Source organism: Sphingomonas sp. Leaf230 (genome assembly GCF_001421745.1).
Taxonomy (GTDB): Bacteria; Pseudomonadota; Alphaproteobacteria; order Sphingomonadales; family Sphingomonadaceae; genus Sphingomonas.
The window spans coordinates 1-13,822 of record NZ_LMKW01000012.1 but is presented as its reverse complement, the minus strand read 5'-3'; the positions used below and the strand labels follow the sequence as shown (position 1 = coordinate 13,822).

General features: G+C 64.8%; 12 protein-coding genes and 1 pseudogene. 7 read left to right on the top strand and 6 right to left on the bottom strand.

Annotation, left to right across the window (positions count from 1 at the left end; genetic code table 11):
* Positions 1–83 precede the first annotated feature (83 nt).
* Positions 84–878 (bottom strand): hypothetical protein, encoded by a 795-nt coding sequence (locus ASE82_RS16000; RefSeq protein ID WP_056065538.1) that lies wholly within the window; start codon positions 876–878, stop codon positions 84–86.
* Between the two features lie 250 nt (positions 879–1,128).
* On the bottom strand, positions 1,129–1,542 hold the full coding sequence (locus ASE82_RS19560; protein WP_156348934.1) for a hypothetical protein: 414 nt from the start codon (positions 1,540–1,542) through the stop codon (positions 1,129–1,131).
* 172 nt (positions 1,543–1,714) lie between these two features.
* On the opposite strand from ASE82_RS19560, the gene ASE82_RS15995 reads away from it, so the two are divergent.
* Positions 1,715–2,446 carry an NAD-dependent deacylase gene (locus ASE82_RS15995; RefSeq protein ID WP_056065535.1) on the top strand — a complete coding sequence of 244 codons (732 nt, stop codon included), beginning with the start codon at positions 1,715–1,717 and terminating at the stop codon, positions 2,444–2,446.
* 284 nt (positions 2,447–2,730) lie between these two features.
* Here the strand turns inward: ASE82_RS15995 and era are convergent, their stop codons facing one another.
* From era to lepB, 3 genes are all read right to left on the bottom strand, one after another.
* Positions 2,731–3,654 carry a GTPase Era gene (era, locus tag ASE82_RS15990; protein ID WP_435368543.1) on the bottom strand — a complete coding sequence of 308 codons (924 nt, stop codon included), beginning with the start codon at positions 3,652–3,654 and terminating at the stop codon, positions 2,731–2,733.
* A 273-nt stretch (positions 3,655–3,927) separates the two neighbouring features.
* The gene (gene rnc / locus ASE82_RS15985) at positions 3,928–4,590 is read right to left on the bottom strand and encodes a ribonuclease III (RefSeq protein ID WP_056065532.1); all 663 of its coding nucleotides are present in this window, start codon (positions 4,588–4,590) and stop codon (positions 3,928–3,930) included.
* Complete coding sequence (gene lepB, locus ASE82_RS20175; RefSeq protein WP_056065529.1) at positions 4,587–5,408, bottom strand: signal peptidase I; 822 nt, start codon at positions 5,406–5,408, stop codon at positions 4,587–4,589. The genes rnc and lepB overlap by 4 nt, the downstream gene beginning before the upstream one ends.
* 125 nt (positions 5,409–5,533) lie before the next feature.
* On the opposite strand from lepB, the gene pgi reads away from it, so the two are divergent.
* The 3 genes from pgi (at position 5,534) to gorA (ending at position 9,061) form a co-directional block, all read left to right on the top strand.
* Positions 5,534–7,024 carry a glucose-6-phosphate isomerase gene (gene pgi / locus ASE82_RS15975; RefSeq protein WP_056065526.1) on the top strand — a complete coding sequence of 497 codons (1,491 nt, stop codon included), beginning with the start codon at positions 5,534–5,536 and terminating at the stop codon, positions 7,022–7,024.
* Between the two features lie 179 nt (positions 7,025–7,203).
* Positions 7,204–7,581: a DUF4174 domain-containing protein gene (locus ASE82_RS15970; RefSeq protein ID WP_056065523.1), complete on the top strand. Its 378-nt coding sequence runs from the start codon at positions 7,204–7,206 to the stop codon at positions 7,579–7,581.
* Positions 7,582–7,687: 106 nt separating this feature from the next.
* Positions 7,688–9,061 carry a glutathione-disulfide reductase gene (gene gorA, locus ASE82_RS15965; RefSeq protein WP_235524764.1) on the top strand — a complete coding sequence of 458 codons (1,374 nt, stop codon included), beginning with the start codon at positions 7,688–7,690 and terminating at the stop codon, positions 9,059–9,061.
* Positions 9,062–9,142: 81 nt separating this feature from the next.
* On the opposite strand, the gene ASE82_RS15960 is transcribed toward gorA, so the two are convergent.
* The gene (locus tag ASE82_RS15960) at positions 9,143–9,934 is read right to left on the bottom strand and encodes an enoyl-CoA hydratase/isomerase family protein (RefSeq protein WP_056066022.1); all 792 of its coding nucleotides are present in this window, start codon (positions 9,932–9,934) and stop codon (positions 9,143–9,145) included.
* Between ASE82_RS15960 and ASE82_RS20415 the strand changes: the two are divergent.
* The 3 genes and pseudogenes from ASE82_RS20415 to ASE82_RS15950 form a co-directional block, all read left to right on the top strand.
* Positions 9,881–10,537: pseudogene (locus tag ASE82_RS20415) on the top strand (carboxypeptidase-like regulatory domain-containing protein); the annotation flags it as partial. The gene ASE82_RS15960 and the pseudogene ASE82_RS20415 overlap by 54 nt on opposite strands.
* A 656-nt stretch (positions 10,538–11,193) precedes the next feature.
* Positions 11,194–13,245 (top strand): TonB-dependent receptor domain-containing protein, encoded by a 2,052-nt coding sequence (locus tag ASE82_RS20165; RefSeq protein WP_443025117.1) that lies wholly within the window; start codon positions 11,194–11,196, stop codon positions 13,243–13,245.
* A gap of 75 nt (positions 13,246–13,320) precedes the next feature.
* On the top strand, positions 13,321–13,776 hold the full coding sequence (locus ASE82_RS15950; protein ID WP_056065519.1) for a hypothetical protein: 456 nt from the start codon (positions 13,321–13,323) through the stop codon (positions 13,774–13,776).
* Positions 13,777–13,822: the final 46 nt, after the last annotated feature.

Sequence of the window (13,822 nt, the reverse complement as noted above, 5' to 3'; positions counted from 1 at the left end):
ATCCGATGCCACCAAATGGAAAAGGCCGGGATAGCCTTCGCGCCACCCCGACCTTTCCTAGTTATATCACAGGCTTAGTGCGATTACATCGGCGGCGTCAGGCCGTCCTTGCCTACGGCGACCGACCTGGCGCCCGCGGAGCCCGGCGAGATGATAGCGAACAGCTTCTGGCCCTTGGCGAGGACGGTGCGCTCGGCCGGCTCGAACCGGACGATCGGCGTGCCGACGGGAACGACGACCTGAGCCTTGCCGCCCTTGTACGAGATGCTCAGCTTGGTCTCACCGGGCTTGCCTGCGCCGCCGGTGACGGTGCCATTCGTCATGCCGCTCTGCTGCGCGACCGTGCCGTTCGTCATTGCGCTCTGGCCATCGACGGTGCCGTTGGTCATCGCGCTCTGCCCGTCGACGGTACCGTTGGTCATTGCGCTGGACCCATTCGTGCCGCCGCCTGCAGCCGCGACCGCGCCGGGGACATCCCAAGGATAATGCCCCTCGCCGGTGCCGCGCATCGCCTCGGGGAAGATGACCAGTTCGACCGCGCGCAACGCGTTGTCGGGACCAGTCGTCGCGGTGCCGATGAAGTCGCCATCCTTGAGCGTCGACAGGTCGGACTTCACCACCCAGGCGAACTTGGTGTTGGCGTCGAGCGGCACGGTGGCCGACTTGCCGTCATAGGTCTGGACGGTCAGCGCGTCGGTGCCGATCGCGGTGATGACGCCGCGGACGCGGTTTACGGCCGGGGTCACGCTCGCCGCGGCGCTAGTGTTGCCCATGGCGATGTTTGCGGTCGAGGTGTTCGAGTCGGTCGAAGTCGTCTGACCACAGCCGCCAAGGACCGCGACCACGCCGCTCAGCAGCACCAGTTTCTTCGTCAACATCGCATCGGATCCTTCAGTTCTGCCGGCCTAGACGCCGACACGGCACCTGCGAACGGGTCGCGCACGGCCATGGTGGCGTGGTCGATGCTGCTCAACGTCCGACAGGGGAAACCGGACGCATCGGTCCGATCGGATCACGCGATTGCGGCCGGTCCGCTTTTTCAAAGTCTGACGTCAGCGCGGCGGGGTGCGGCGGGGAACACTCCGCCATGTGAAGAGGCGACGGGGGGGGGCTGAGCCTATCAGCCCCTCACGATGCCGGATGACCGCGCGCCATCAGCACGTCGATCTTGCTCTTGGGCATATTGATCAAAAGCCCGTTCTTGTTTTTTGCAAAGGAGGTGAAGTCTACCTCGACGCTACCGATCGCGCTCGATACCGTCGCAAAGCTTTTACCGACGGACTCGACTTTGCCGATCACCAATCCCTTTGAATCGTGAACGTCCAGCCCCTGCCTAATTTCTCCCGGCAGCGTCGGAACAGGCCGCGTCGTCAATCGATTGGAGTCGGCAACGCCTACTTGGAACTCTTCGAAAACCCGCTGGCGGTTTAAGTCTCCAGGACCGCTGTTGTTCGGCCCCGCTCCCGCGCCCCCTTGTTGTGCCTGTACTCCGGCCGCCGATGCGATGATTGAGACAATCATACTAAGCAGGAATCTACGCATTTCTTCCTCCCCTAAACATTTTATACTTCCAGCTTATCCTGATTGCAGTCTATCGACAATACTTGGCTATTGCCGCCGCCGAGTTGGCGAGACTTGGTATTGCTCCGCACCAAAGCGGAAAGGCTGCTTTCCACCACTTTCCGACATTCCGTCACTCGCGTATTCTGTCGCCATGCGCGATATCCAGAACATTGTAATCCTGACGGGCGCGGGCGTTTCCGCCGAGTCCGGCGTCCCGACATTTCGCTCTAAGGGCGGCGTAACCTATTGGGATGTTTACGAAAACGATCTGGCTCCAAAATGCTATCGGATCGAGGATGTCTGCACGCCCGAGGCGCTCGCGGCGGATCCGGAACTGGTGCACCGGTTCTACGATCTGCGGCGCGCGGCTCTGGCGACGGTCGAGCCTAACGCGGCGCACCACGCACTGGCGCGGCTGGATGCGGCTTGGGAGGGCGAGCTGCTGATCGTCACGCAGAATGTCGACGATTTGCACGAGCGGGCGGGGGCGACGCGGATGCTGCATATGCATGGCGAGTTGTTGTCGGCGCTGTGTGCCGTTTGTGGGGCGCGTGAGCCTTGGTCGGGGGCGTTGCCGGAGGGTTCGGTGTGCGGGGCGTGCGGGGCGGCGGCGTTGCGGCCGGACATCGTGTTCTTTGGGGAGATGCCGTACCAGATGGAGCGGATCGAGGCGGCGTTGGCGAAGGCCGATCTGTTCGTTTCGATCGGGACTTCTGGGGCGGTTTATCCGGCGGCGGGGTTCGTGCAGACCGCGGCGTATCATGGGGCGCGGACGCTGGAGTTGAACCTCGATCCTTCGATGGGGAGCGTGTTCTTCGAGGAGACGCGGATCGGGGCGGCTGGGGTCTTGGTGCCGGCTTGGGTGGACGAGCTTCTGTCATAAGCTTGTTCCCCCGCGAAGGCGGGGGGACATCCTGCTTTTTTTCCAGACGTTACGCCACACCGCTTCCCCCCCGGCGAAGGCCGGGGTCCAATTGGAGAGGTCGCAGTAACGATGCACTGCCCGCCGTTATGGGCGTCCCCCAATTGGGCCCCGGCCTTCGCCGGGGTGGTGGTGGATTGGGGACTTCAGTGCCCCTCGTGAACCACGGAAGATTGTTCTCCCGCGAAGGCGGGAGTCCAGTCTGGGCCCCCGCCTTCGCGGGGGAACAGTCTTTTTGACGAGGGTCAGTCGACCCAGTCGAGGCCCATGTCGCGGTAGACTTCGCGGTCTTCGTCCCAGCCCGGCTTTACCTTTACGTGCAGGTATAGATGGACGGGCTTGCCGGTGATCGAGGACAGTTCGATGCGGGAGCGGGCGCCGATTTCCTTGATGCGGACGCCGCCCTTGCCGAGCACGATGGCCCGCTGGGTGGGGCGTTCGACGAGGATCTGCTGGTGGATTTCCAACGACCCGTCCTGGCGTTCGATATACTGCTCGGTCTCGATCGTGCTCGCATAGGGGAGTTCGGCGTGGAGCTGGAGGTAAAGCTGCTCGCGCGTCACTTCGGACGCCAGCGCGCGCTCGGTCGAGTCGGAGACCTGGTCCTCGGGGTAGTGCCACGGGCCTTCGGGCATCGCCTTGGCGAGCTGCGTCTTGAAGTGGGCGAGGCCGTCGCCGGTGCCGGCGCTGATGAAGAACGTCTCGGCGAACGGGAGCAGTGCGTTGAGTTTCTCGGCGTGGATCAGCAGCTTGGTCTTGTCGGCGAGATCGACCTTGTTGAGGATCAGCCAGATCGGCTCGGTGCGGCCGACCAGCGACTCGACGATCGTCGTGACCTTGCCGCCGATCCCGCCCTTCGCGTCGACCACAAGCGCGATGATGTCCGACCCTTCCGCGCCACCCCAGGCGGCGGCGACCATCGCGCGGTCGAAGCGGCGCTTGGGCTCGAAGATGCCGGGGGTGTCGACGAGCAGGATCTGCGTGTCGCCCTCGATCGCAACGCCCATCAGCTTCGCGCGAGTCGTCTGCGCCTTCGGGCTGACGATCGCGACCTTCTGGCCGACGAGCGCGTTGACGAGCGTCGACTTGCCCGCGTTCGGCGCGCCGACGATGGCGACCAGGCCGCAATGCTTGGGGGCGGAGATTTCAGAAGTAGCAGGTTCGGTCACTTAGGCTCTTTTCGGCATCGGGATATTCGGGGGCGGTCATACAGACAAAACGCCCTCGCGTCATTCCCGCCGAATTGCGGCCCTGCCCGTCGTCGCGCGGTTCACAGTTTAGGAAAGAGAAGTTGGTTCACGCGGAGACGCGGAGATTGTGTGAATGGGGCTCGCGCCGTGTGCGATCATGCGCCGCCGATTATCTCGGAGGCGTTCGGGGCACGACCGGAGTTCCAACCGCAACACCTCCGCGGCTCCGCGTCTCCGCGTGAACCATTCTTCTCAGCCCAGCTTCTCCAGCAGCGCTTTGGCCGCCGCCGTTTCGGCTTCCTGCTTGCTGGAGCCCGTCGCGGTCGCTTCGGCGAGCTTGCCGACCGACACCAGCATCGTGAATTTGGGGGCGTGGCCGGGGCCGGTGCGTTCGACGATGGTGTATTCGGGGGGCTTGCGGTTGTGGGCGGCGGCCCATTCCTGGAGGGCGGATTTGGGATGTTGCGGGGCCTTGGCGCCGGCTTGCACCCTGTCTCCCCAGGCGCCGCGGACGAACTTGCGGGCGGCGTCTAGGCCGGCTTCCTGATACCAGGCGCCGATCAGCGCTTCCATTACGTCGCCGAGCACGTTGTCGCTGTCGCTGGCGCCGTCGTCGCGCGCCTGCTTGCCGAGCTTGAGGTGCGCGCGGACGCCGAGTTCTCGCGCGACATCGGCGCAGACCGGGCCGGTGACGAGCGCGTTGAGGCGTTTCGACAGCGAGCCTTCGGGGTCTGTGGCAAACAGTTCGTACAGCCATTCGGCGATGATCAGGCCGAGGACGCGGTCGCCGAGGAACTCGAGTCGCTCGTAGTTCGCCGCGGCCTGGCTGCCGTGCGTCAGCGCGCGCTCATAGGGGGCGAGGTTGGTCGGTGCGCGGCCGAAGAGCGTCTTCAGCCAGCCGGCGAGATCACTCAAAAGCCTTCCCCGATGCGGCTCCAGCGCGCCGCACTGACCCAGGTCCAGGGCTTGAGCCACTCCGCGTTGCCGTCGGTGGAGAAGAAGTTGACTACCGCCTTGCCCTCGACGTTTTCGAGCGGGACGTAGCCCATGCCTTGCGGCGCGGGGAAACGGCTGTCGCCGCTGTCGTCGCGGTTGTCGCCCATCACGAAGATGTGGCCGGCGGGGATCGTGTAGAGCCCGGTGTCGTCGCGGTCGGGGAGTTCGGCCTGGTCGAGGACTTCGTAGCTGCGCCCGCCGGGGAGGGTTTCGCGGAAGCGGGGGTAACGGCAGATCTGGACGTTTGCGACGACGTCGACGTACGGCGCGCCGCATTTCTCGGCGTTGAAATTCTCGGTCAGCGGGATCGTGAAGTCGGCGATGCGGAGCTTCGGGATCGGCTTGCCGTTGAGGTAGACGGTGCCCTGCCGCATTTGGATGGTCTCGCCGGGCAGGCCGATGACGCGCTTGATGACGTCGTGGTCGAGCACTTCGGGCGCGCGGAAGACGACGACGTCGCCGCGGGTCGGCGTGCTGCCGAAGATGCGACCGGGGATCAGCGGGATGCCGGCGGGCAGCGACCAGCGGGAGTATCCGTAATTCCACTTCGACACGAAGAGATAGTCGCCGATCAGCAGGCGGGGGAGCATCGATTCGGACGGAATGCTGAACGGCGCGAAGATGAAGCTGCGCAGGATCAGCACGACCACCGCGAGCTTCAGGAGAAAGCGGAAGGTCTCGCTCGTTTCCGAACGGGGTGTCTTTGACCGCGCGGGTGTCTTCACGTCATTTGCCATGTGCGCGGGTTTGCCCAGACCGCGCCTATCGTCAAGCGTGTGCGGGATACGTGTCACCGAAAGAGCGTTGTCGCGGTCTCGCGCTTGCAGCATGACCGGCGCGCACGTCTATTCGGAGAAGTAGCATGACCGCCGACTGGTCCAAGATCGAAGCCCTGCCCGCCACCAAGCTGACCGACCTGTTCGCGGCCGACTCGGAGCGGCTCTCGAAGCTAAGCCTCGATGTCGCGGGGATCCACTTCGACTGGTCGAAGACGCATCTGACGACGGACATGGTCACCGCGTTCGAAGAGATGGCGAAGGCGCAGGACCTGTCGGGCAAGCGCCAGGCACTGTTCTCGGGCGAGGTCGTCAACGTCACCGAGGGCCGCGCGGTCGAGCACACTGCCGAGCGCGGCGAGGGCAAGCCCGAGAGCGTCGCGATCGCGCAGGCGAGCCACGCGCGGATGCGGACGCTGATCGATGCGATCGAGGCGGAGGCGCTGGGTCCGGTGCGGCATATCCTGCATGTCGGAATTGGTGGGTCGGCGCTGGGGCCGCAGTTGCTGGTCGATGCGCTGGGGCGTGACGACAAGCGCTACGACGTGGCGATCGTCGCCAATGTTGACGGCGTGGCGCTGGAGGACGTGTTCGCGAAGTTCGATCCGGCGGCGACGTTGCTGGTGGTCGCGTCGAAGACGTTCACCACGACCGAGACGCTGATGAACGCCGAAAGCGTGCTGCAGTGGATGACCGAGCATAATGTCGAGGACCCGTATGGCCGCGTGATCGCGCTGACCGCGTCCCCTGAGAAGGCGATGGAATGGGGTGTCGACGAGACGCGTATCCTGCCGTTCGCGGAGAGCGTCGGTGGGCGGTATTCGCTGTGGTCGACGATCGGTTTCCCCGCGGCGATCGCGCTGGGGTGGGACCGGTTCGAGGAACTGCTCGAGGGGGCGGCCGAGATGGATCGGCATTTCCGGCTATCGGCTCTGCATGAGAATGCGCCTGCGCTCGCGGCGTTCGCCGACCTGTATTACACGCAGATCCGCCATGCCGAGACGCGCGCGCCGTTCGCGTATGACGAGCGGTTGCGGTTGCTGCCGAGCTATCTCCAGCAGCTGGAGATGGAGTCGAACGGCAAGTCCGTGACGGTCGACGGTCAGCCGCTCGGGCGGCCGTCGGCGGCGATCACCTGGGGTGGCGTCGGCACCGAGGCGCAGCATGCGGTGTTCCAGTTGCTCCACCAGGGCACGCATCTCGTGCCGGTCGAGTTCATCGCGGTGATCGAGCCGGGCGATACGTTGCCCGAAGAGCATCACCGGGCGCTGTTGCTGAATGCGTTCGCGCAGGGTGCGGCGTTGATGGCGGGCAAGCAGGTCGAGGATCCGGCGCGGAGCTATTCGGGCGATCGGCCTTCGTCGACGTTGCTGCTGGATGATCTGGATGCGCGGACGTTGGGGGCGCTGATCGCGTTCTATGAGCACCGGGTGTTCGTGAACGGGGTGCTGCTGGGGATAAATTCGTTCGACCAGTTCGGGGTGGAATTGGGGAAGGAAATGGCGAAGGCCGCGGAGAAGGGCGGGCAGACGTTCGATCCTTCGACGGACGATCTGATCAAGCGCGCGTTCGGGTGAGGTTTTGGGGGGCCTACCCCTTTATTTGAAGTTGCCCTCAGCTACTCCACCCCGGCGAAGGCCGGGGCCTAATTGGGAAGGCTCGGGTTTGATCCACCACGGTTCACCCAATTGGGCCCCGGCCTTCGCCGGGGTGGTATGGGGGAGGAGCGCTCGCGTTACTCGCGCGTTTCACCTTCATGTCGATCTTCCTTGCCGTAGCGCTCGCCGCCTCTCCCACCATTGCGCAGATGAAGTGGGAGCGGCGCGTGTTGATCGTCTCCGCCCCGAGCCCGGGAGACCCCACGCTCGCTGAGCAACGCCGCATCCTCGCCGGATGGAAGAGCAACGCCGACAAGCGAGACCTCACCGTCGTTGAGGTTGTCGGCGATCAAGTCCGCGGGGCGGGCGACACCCCCGCATCGATCCGTCACAAATACCGCCTCCCCGATGGGTTCATGGCGATCCTGGTCGGCAAGGACGGCGGCGAGAAACTGCGTAGCGCCAAGCCCTTCCCCGCCGCCGCGCTGGAGGCGACGATCGATGCGATGCCGATGCGCAAGGCGGGGCAGCGATAGGCTGAGCCGATCAGCGTGATCGCCGCGCCGGGGTTGCCGCCCCGCGCCCCCTGCCCCAGATGGCATGCAAAGCCGCCCCGCGGCACGCGACCTACGAGGACTGCCCGTGACCGAGACCACATCCGTGACCGATACCCAATTCGACTATGACCTGTTCGTCATCGGCGCCGGCTCGGGCGGCACGCGGGCATCGCGCGTTGCCGCTGCGCACGGTGCCCGCGTCGCGGTCGCCGAGGAATACCGGGTCGGCGGGACCTGCGTGATTCGCGGGTGCGTGCCAAAGAAGCTGCTGATCTACGGCGCGCATTTCGCCGAGGACCTGAAGGACGCCAAGCGGTTTGGGTGGCAGGTGCCCGACAACTGCGCGTTCAGCTGGCCGACGCTGCGCGACAACGTGATGGAGGAGGTCGACCGGATCAACGGCGCCTACACGACCACGCTGCAGAACAATCACGTCGACATCATCCACCAGCGTGCGGTCGTCTCCGGGCCGAACGAAGTCACGCTTGCCGACGGCAATGTGAAGACGGCGGCGAAGATCCTGATCGCGGTTGGTGCGCATCCGCTGGTGCCCGAATTCCCCGGTGCCGAGCACGGCATCACTTCGAACGAAGTCTTCCACCTCGACGACGTGCCGAAGCGCGTGCTGATCGCCGGCGCAGGGTATATCGCCAACGAGTTCGCAGGGATCTTTCACCAGTTCGGATCGCACGTCACTCTCGTGAACCGTACCGATGTGATCCTGCGCGGTTATGACGAATCGATCCGCGACCGCCTGCTCCAGATCTCGATGAGCAAGGGCATCGATTTCCGCTTCAATGCCGCGTTCGAGAGCATCGAGAAGGATTCGGACGGTTGCCTGACGGTCAAGATGAGCGGTCATGAGCCGATCGTCGTCGACCTTGTGCTGTTCGCTACCGGGCGCCTGCCGAACACAAAGGGCCTCGGGCTCGAAACCGCGGGCGTCGAGATGGACGCGGCGGGCGCCGTGGTCGTCGACGAGGACAACATGTCGAGCTGCGCGTCGATCTTCGCGGTCGGCGACGTCACCAACCGGATTCAGCTGACTCCGGTCGCGATCCGCGAGGGGCAGGCGTTTGCTGACACGTTCTTTGGTGGCAAGCCGACACGCGTCGATTACGCCAACGTGCCCGCCGCGGTGTTCAGCCACCCGCCGATGGCGGGTGTCGGGATGACCGAGTCGCAGGCGCGGGAAGCACTCGGCTCGGTCAGGGTGTATTCGAGCGATTTCCGGCCGATGAAGAACGTGCTGGCGGGCCGCAACGAGCGTTCGCTGTATAAGATGATCTGCGATGGCGAGACCGACCGGGTGGTCGGCATTCACATGATCGGGCCGGACTGTCCGGAGATCCTGCAATCTGCTGCGGTGGCGGTGAAGGCGGGGCTGACCAAGGCCGATTTCGACGCGACGGTCGCGCTGCATCCGACGATGGCGGAAGAGCTTGTCTTGATGAAGTGAGGGGCGGCCCCGCTTCAAGCTTGTTCTGCCGCGAAGGCGGTAGCCCAGTCTGGGCCCCCGCCTTCGCGGGGGAACATTTTTTCAGGTGCCCGTGAAATTGCCCGGACGGCGTTCGCTCACCGCGCTGACACCTTCGGCAAAGTCGTTGGTCTTCTGCAACCAGGCTTGTTCAGCGAGTTCGTGATCGGTCTGTGACTGGACCAGCGCGAACAGGTCTCCGCGCATCGTCTTTCGCGTCGAGCCGACCGCGAGTGGCGCGCCTGCCGCGATCTCCCTTGCCAGCGACAACGCCTCCGCGCGCAACTGGTCCGCGGGTACCACCGCGTCCGCCAGCCCCCAGGCCTCCGCCTGCTCGGCGCGGATACGACGCGCGGTCAGGGTCATGAGCAGCGCGCGCTGGCGTCCGATCACACGTTCCAGGACCGCGGAGATACCGAAGCCGGGGTGGAAGCCGATCTGGACGAAGTTGGCGACGAACTTCGCCTCGGGCGAGGCCACGCGAAAATCGGCGACGAGCGCGAGGCCGAGCCCTGCCCCGACCGCTGCACCCTGGATCGCGGCAACGACCGGCGTCTCGACGGCGAACAGCTTGGCGGCGGCGACGTAGAACGGGTTGCGCTCGCCCTCAGCCCGGTCCGCGGCGACCGGATTGGCGTTGACGAGGTCCGCCCCCGCGCAGAACACCTTGCCCTCGGATTGTAGCACGATCGCGCGCACCTCGCGGTCGGCATCCGCGGCGGCGAACGCAGCCCCGATCGCCTCGATCAGCGCGAGATCGGCGAAGTTGTGCGGCGGCCGCGCGAACGTGACGATGGCGACATGCCCGTCGCGGGTGACGTCGACGCCGGAAAAACCCAAGGGATCATTGGTCATCTTCAGCCTCATTACTGTCGAACATGGGCCACAAACATGGATTGTGGCGATTATGACACGGACCGTCGCCGAATCCACGCCCAACGTCGTCCAGCCATTGGCAGAGTTCGAGAAGCGAGCGTAGAGCCTCGATCCCGGCAGCGCGACAAAGATCATGGCGCCGGGGCCGTCTTCATCGGGAGCGGCAACCGGAGAGGTCCAGGGCATGGGGTCGCGACCGTCGCGAACAGCAGCATTCGGCACTGCCATCGGCAGGACAGCCCCGATTGTGCCCAGCCATTTGCCGATCCCGTCCAGCACAGGGGACTATTCGACATGAAGACCACGATGGTCGCGGCGCTGCGCGCTGCGCTGGTGACGACGACGATCCTCGGATCGGCAGTCGCCCTGCCGACCACCGCAACCGCGCAGACGACGACCGCCGCGATCCGCGGACAGGTCCGCGATGCGGCGGGCGCGGCGGTGGCCGGCGCGGCGGTGGTGGCGGTGAACGGGGGGACCAACCAGAGCTTCCGCACGGTGACGGCAGCGAACGGGAGTTACATCCTCAACGGGCTGCGGCCGGCGCAGTACACGATCACCGTCACGGGTACGAACGGCGACGTATCGGTACAGCGCATCATCGTCTCGATCGGCCAGTCCGCGACGCTCGACGCGACGCTCGCCCCGGCGGCGGCGGCGCCGGCTGCGAACACCGACGCAACCGGCGCCACGACCGGCGGCTCGGCTCCGGCCACAGGCGACGGCCAGGAGATCGTGGTTACCGGCGGGCGGCTGGTCGAGACCAGGACCAGCGAAGTCGCGACCAACGTCAGCCAGCAGCAGATTCGCAACCTGCCGCAGACCGATCGCAATTTCCTGTCGTTCGCAGCGCTGGCGCCGGGCGTGAAATACAACGACAGCGAGACCAACAAGGGGTTCCAGTCGGGCGCGTCGACCGCCAGCCAGGTCAACGTGTTCATCGACGGCGTCAGCCTGAAGAACAAGCTGCGCGAGGGCGGCGTCGCCGGCCAGCAGAACAGCCGCGGCAACCCGTTCGGCCAGCTGGCGGTGCAGGAATTCCGCGTCCTGACGCAGAACTACAAGGCCGAGTACGAGCAGGCCGGCGCCGCGATCATCACCGCCGTCACCAAGTCGGGCACCAACGAGTTCCACGGCGAGGCGTTCGGCCAGTATACCGACAAGAGCCTCGGCGAGAAATCCTACCTCGACAAGGCCAATAATCGCCCCGAACCGCCTTCAAGCGCAAGCAATACGGCGTGTCGCTCGGCGGCCCGATCATCAAGGACAAGCTGTTCTTCTTCGCGACCTACGAAGGCAACGACCAGGATCGCGCGTTCAACGTCGACAGCACCGGATCGACCGCGGCGGTCGCCGATTTCGAGGCCAATTCCGGGCGTCGCCTGAGCGACTTCGAAGGCGCGTTCGTCAGTCCGTTCCGTGGCGATTTCTACTTCGGCAAGCTGACGCTGACTCCCGACAGCAACCAGGTGATGGACCTGTCGTTCAGCCGACGCCAGGAAACCGACATCCAGAATTTCGGCGGCAACGTCTCGTATGAAAACGCCGAGAACAAGATCAACGTCGTCGACACCTATCTGTACAAATGGACCTATACCGGCAGCAACTTCATCAACGAGTTCAACGCCAATTACCTGAGCTACACGTTCAATCCGACGTCGCTCAATCCCGATCTTCCGACCTACGACTATGATGGCGTGATCATCTTCGGCGGGAAGGATTCGACCCGCCGTGAGGTCCAGCAGGGCTACACGCTGCGCGACGACGTCACCTACACCGGCCTTCAGAACCATTCGTTCAAGGCAGGCGCCCGCGTCGAGATCACCGATATCGAGTTCGACAACCAGTCGTTCATCCAGCCGCGTTACACCTATCGGCGCGAGCCGCAGAACGGGCTGACCTTCGCGTCGCCGGCCGAAGCACGACTGGGCCTCGGCAGCGGCAAAATCCTCGCTTCGAACACGCAGATCGGTCTGTACGTGCAGGACGACTGGGACGTGACGAGCAAGCTCCAGCTCAACGTCGGCGTCCGCTGGGATTACGAAACGAACGGCTTCAATAACGAGTATCGTACGCCCGCCAACGCCGCCGCCGCGCTGCGCGCGCTGCCCACGACGTCGTATTTCGATCCAGAAAACTACATCACCGACGGCAGCAACCGCAGTCCGTTCGCTGGCGCAATCGCCCCCCGATTCGGGTTTTCGTACGATCTGAAGGACGACCAGACGACGGTCATCTTCGGCGGGATCGGGCGCTATTACGATCGCAATAACTTCAACAACACGGTCGACGAGGTCAGCCGCACGATCAACCCGATCGGCGTGTTCCGCTTCTCGCCAAACGGCGCGCCGCGCGAGGGCCTACCGACCGTCCAGTGGAACCCCGCCTATATGACGCGCGACGGGCTGTTGCAGCTCGCTGCCACCTCGACGCAAGGGCTGCCGGAACTGTTCGCGGTGAAGAACGACGCGCGCCCACCGGTCAACGACCAGGCGAGCATCGGCATTCGCCAGAAGGTCGGAATCTTCCAGGCCGCGTTGACCGCATCCTACATCCGCGGGCGCAACGGCTATACCAACATCTTTGCGACGCGGACCCTGAACGGGCTCGGTGGCTGCTGCAACACCGCGCCGCTGCAACCGTTCGGCTATGCGAACGCGATCGTGGGCCTCGACGGACTCGATACGCGGTACAAGGCGATCTACTTCACGCTCGACAAGAACTACACCAAGTCGTCGGGCTGGGGCCTGAACGTCGCCTACACCTTCTCGAAGGGCGAGCAGGACGGCGGCGACCTGTTCAGCCTCGATGCGATCACGCCGGACGCCTATGGCTGGCGCCCGCGTGCCGGCGACGAACGTCACCGGGTCGTCATCTCGGGCATGGTCGACCTGCCGCTCGGCTTCCAGTTCTCGATGCTGAACACGCTGGGCAGCGGCCAGGCGTTCCAGGTCACCGATGCGACCAACGGCGCGGATTCGGGCTTCAACCGCTTCACCGCGCGCTATCCGCGGAAGAACTGCATCAAGGGCGTGTTCGCCTATTGCGAGGTCAACCTGACGCTTGCCAAGCGCTTCAGCGTGCTCGGCAAGGAGGATCAGTTCGAGGCAGCGGTCGACCTGCTCAACGCGTTCAACAACAAGAACTTCGAAGGGTTCGACGCGTCGTTCAACAACACGATCGATCCGGCGACCGGCCAGGCGACCGATCCGCTCGAGCCTGCACGGATCGGCACGAGCACGCTGACGCTCCCGCGGCGGATCCAGTTCAGGGTTGGTTACAGGTTCTGATGCGTTATGGACGGGCGACCCTTCCAGTTGCCCGCCTGACCTAATGGTCGTGGCGTACCCTGATCAGGAGTTCGGATGCTCGATCGACGGCAGTTTCTCGGCACCGGGGCGATCTCGCTCGGTGGACTTACCGCGGGATGCACATCGGTCGGGCGGCCGCTGGTCAAGGCGATCGAGAGCGTTACAGGCACGGCGCCGCCTGCACCGCCGCCGTCCGCCAACCCGCTGATCGACAATCTGCAGGAGCGTGCGTTCCTGTATTTCTGGGACACGACCGACCCGGTCACCGGGCTGGCGCTCGATCGCTGGCCGACGCCGTCCTTCTCGTCGATCGCCGCCGTCGGGTTCGCGTTGACCGCCTATCCGATCGGCGTCGTCAACGGCTGGATCACGCGCGAACAGGCGCGCAAGATGGTGTATCGCGGCGGCTGCATTTTGACAGCAGATGAGATTTGCAGCCCCTTCACGTACGATGCCTGGATCGGGGTCGACCTGACCTCGTGCATCGAGGGAAGGAGTGAGAGCGATTGACCGAGCGCACCGGCCACCACCGCTACAGCTTCCCGCAAGGGCCGGG

Coding starts and splice junctions, on each gene's coding strand:
- ASE82_RS16000 (WP_056065538.1), bottom strand. CDS start 878: ATGTTGACGAAGAAACTGGTGCTGCTGAGCGGCGTGGTCGCGGTCCTT.
- ASE82_RS19560 (WP_156348934.1), bottom strand. CDS start 1,542: ATGCGTAGATTCCTGCTTAGTATGATTGTCTCAATCATCGCATCGGCG.
- ASE82_RS15995 (WP_056065535.1), top strand. CDS start 1,715: ATGCGCGATATCCAGAACATTGTAATCCTGACGGGCGCGGGCGTTTCC.
- lepB (WP_056065529.1), bottom strand. CDS start 5,408: ATGGCAAATGACGTGAAGACACCCGCGCGGTCAAAGACACCCCGTTCG.
- pgi (WP_056065526.1), top strand. CDS start 5,534: ATGACCGCCGACTGGTCCAAGATCGAAGCCCTGCCCGCCACCAAGCTG.
- ASE82_RS15970 (WP_056065523.1), top strand. CDS start 7,204: ATGTCGATCTTCCTTGCCGTAGCGCTCGCCGCCTCTCCCACCATTGCG.
- ASE82_RS15960 (WP_056066022.1), bottom strand. CDS start 9,934: ATGACCAATGATCCCTTGGGTTTTTCCGGCGTCGACGTCACCCGCGAC.
- ASE82_RS15950 (WP_056065519.1), top strand. CDS start 13,321: ATGCTCGATCGACGGCAGTTTCTCGGCACCGGGGCGATCTCGCTCGGT.